This is a genomic window from Cereibacter sediminicola, from assembly GCF_007668225.1.
GTDB classification, from domain to species: Bacteria; Pseudomonadota; Alphaproteobacteria; order Rhodobacterales; family Rhodobacteraceae; genus Cereibacter_A; species Cereibacter_A azotoformans.
Genome location: NZ_VDEK01000154.1, coordinates 1 through 453, shown reverse-complemented (window position 1 = coordinate 453; position 453 = coordinate 1). Strand labels below are relative to the sequence as shown.

The 453-nt window shown below is 67.5% G+C and carries 1 pseudogene; it reads left to right on the top strand.

Going from position 1 to position 453, the window contains the following annotated elements:
• Nucleotides 1-51: 51 nt before the first annotated feature.
• Nucleotides 52-453: pseudogene (locus tag FG154_RS20800) on the top strand (transposase); the annotation flags it as partial.

The following is a 453-nucleotide window of genomic DNA, read 5'->3' as shown; positions in this document are numbered from 1 at the left end:
GGGTGAGGCAGGACCGTGGCGCCAGTGGCGCCGCGTAAGCCTGCCGAACGCGAGTGGCAAGCCCGTAAGCATGGTGTTCAGGGGCGACGCCAATGGCGCAAGGTCCATCTGGCCATGGACACCGCCACATCCGACATCCGCGCGGTCGAGTTCACCCCGTGCCGGGAAGGCGACAGCCCCGTCCTGCCAGACCTGCTGGACCAGATCCCGGACGACGAAGACATCGGCACCGTGACCGCAGATGGCGCCTACGACACCCGCCGCTGCCACGGCGCCATCATCGCGCGCGGTGGCACGGCGATCATCCCGATCCGCAAAAATGGCCGACCGTGGAAGCAGGATTGCCCAGCCGCCCGGGCCCGCAACGAAACCCTGCGCGCCACACGTCACTACGGCCTTGAACTGGCCCCCGTTTCGACCGGACACTTGGGCATAACCATGGAGGCTCAGGTC